The organism is Streptomyces jumonjinensis (assembly GCF_009600885.1).
Taxonomy (GTDB): Bacteria; Actinomycetota; Actinomycetes; order Streptomycetales; family Streptomycetaceae; genus Streptomyces; species Streptomyces jumonjinensis.
Map to the genome: position 1 here is coordinate 1 of NZ_VCLA01000190.1, position 2,019 is coordinate 2,019.

Sequence of the window (2,019 nt, forward strand, 5' to 3'; positions counted from 1 at the left end):
TGGACCGTAGAAGTCTGCTCAGGGGCGCCGCCGCGACGGCGGCCGCCGGAGCGCTGCTGCCACCCGCCGCCGCCCGGGCCGCCGGCACGCCGACTCCGCTCGCCCCCCGCCCGGACCCGCGGGCGGCCACCGACTATCCGGCGGCCCACTGGACGCCCGCCTCGGCGTCCAACTACACGCCCTCCAGCCGCCCTTCGTCCTACCGCGTCGACTTCGTGGTCGTCCATGTCGCCCAGGAGACCTTCGACGACACGGTGGAGATCTTCCAGAACCCGGCGCGGAAGGTGTCCGCGCACTATGTGGTGCGCTCGTCGGACGGCTATGTCGCGCAGTGCGTACGGGAACGGGACGTCTGCTGGCACGCGGGCAACTGGGACTACAACACCCGCAGCGTCGGCATCGAGCACGAGGGCTGGGTGGACCAGCCCGCGTACTTCACCCACGCCCTCTACGAGCGATCCGCGGCGCTCACCGCCTCGATCTGCGACCGCTACTCCATTCCCAAGGACCGGGCGCACATCATCGGTCATCATGAGGTGCCCGGCGCGGCGCACACGGACCCCGGGCCGTACTGGGACTGGACGCGGTACATCCGTCTCGTCAACTTCGCCTGACCCGGCCGCCGCCGTACCGGGGCCCTGCCCCACGGGCGTCCCGGAAGCGGAGGCGAACACCTGGCCGACGGGCTCCGGCGGCCTCCACCCCGGAGCCCCCGGAACCCCCGGAGCCGGAGATCCCGGGGCGAAGGCCCGGTCCCGGGACGCTTGTCGCCTCCGTCCGCCTGGGCCACGATGGAGGCCGGGGAGGCCGAGTTGAACGACGCATGGGTGGCCCTGGAACCGGGAGCCGATCCGGCCGGGCGGATCACGGCGCTGCGCCGGGCGCACGAGGCGTATCTGACGGCGGGCCGGCTCGAACACTCCGTCCGCTCCGTGGTCGCCGAGTCCTGGCGGCGCTCGGCCCGGGCGCGTGTCTGCCCTGAGAGCGCTCCCGGCGTCGAGCTGGACGGGGACGCGCTCACCGCCTACCGCGAGGAGCATCCGCTGGCCCGGGTGATGCCGCTGGTACGGGAGCTGACCGGCGCCTACGCCAGCGACGGCGAGCATCTGGTGGCGGTCTGCGACGCCCAGGGCCGGCTGCTGTGGGTGGAGGGCCCGCCCGCCACCCGCGACCGGGCGGGCCTGATGAACTTCGTGCCCGGAGCCCGCTGGGCGGAGACGGTCGCCGGCACCAACGCGCCCGGCACGGCGATCACCGTGGACCGGCCCGTTCAGGTCTTCGCCGCCGAGCACTTCCTCCGCCCGGTGCAGCCCTGGACCTGCGCGGCGGCCCCGATCCACGATCCGGTCAGCGGACGGGTGCTGGGCGCGGTGGACATCACCGGCGGGGACCGGCTGGCGCATCCGCACAGTCTCGCCTTCGTCGGGGCGGTCGCGCGGGCGGCCGAGTCCCAGCTTCAGCTGCTCGGACCACGGCCCGACCCCGACAGCCTCCAGCTCTGCGCGCTGGGCCGTGACGAGGCGCTGCTGGTGACGGGCGGCCGGAAGATCCGGCTGAGCCGGCGGCACAGCGAGATCCTGGTTCTGCTGGCGCACCGCCCGGAGGGCATCGGCGGCGGCGAGCTGCTGATCGAGCTGTACGAGGACGAGGCCGTCACCCCGGTCACCCTCCGGGCGGAACTGCACCGGCTGCGCGCGCTGCTCGCGCCGGGGCTGCTCGGGTCGCGCCCCTATCGGCTCGCGGGCCGCGTCGACGCGGACTTCGGCACGGTCGCCCGGCGGCTGGCGTCGGGGACGGTGACGGGCGCCCTCAGCGCCTATGCCGGTCCGCTGCTGCCCGCGTCGCAGGCCCCTGGGGTGGTACGGCTGCGGCGGCGGCTGACGGACCAGCTCCGGGCGGCCCTGGTCTCGCGCGGCGACCCTGGTCTGCTGGCCGACTGGGCGTACAGCCCCTGGGGTGAGGACGACCTTCCGGTGTGGCGTGCGCTGGCCTCCGTGCTCCCCGGCGCTCAGCGGCCCC

General features: G+C 74.8%; 2 protein-coding genes. Both read left to right on the forward strand.

Annotated elements, in window-relative coordinates; translation table 11 throughout:
• On the forward strand, positions 1-614 hold a 614-nt coding region (locus FF041_RS29600; RefSeq protein WP_228388714.1), incomplete at its 5' end, for an N-acetylmuramoyl-L-alanine amidase.
• A 177-nt stretch (positions 615-791) separates the two neighbouring features.
• The coding region (locus FF041_RS29605) for a GAF domain-containing protein (RefSeq protein ID WP_153525689.1) at positions 792-2,019 on the forward strand (1,228 nt) is incomplete at its 3' end.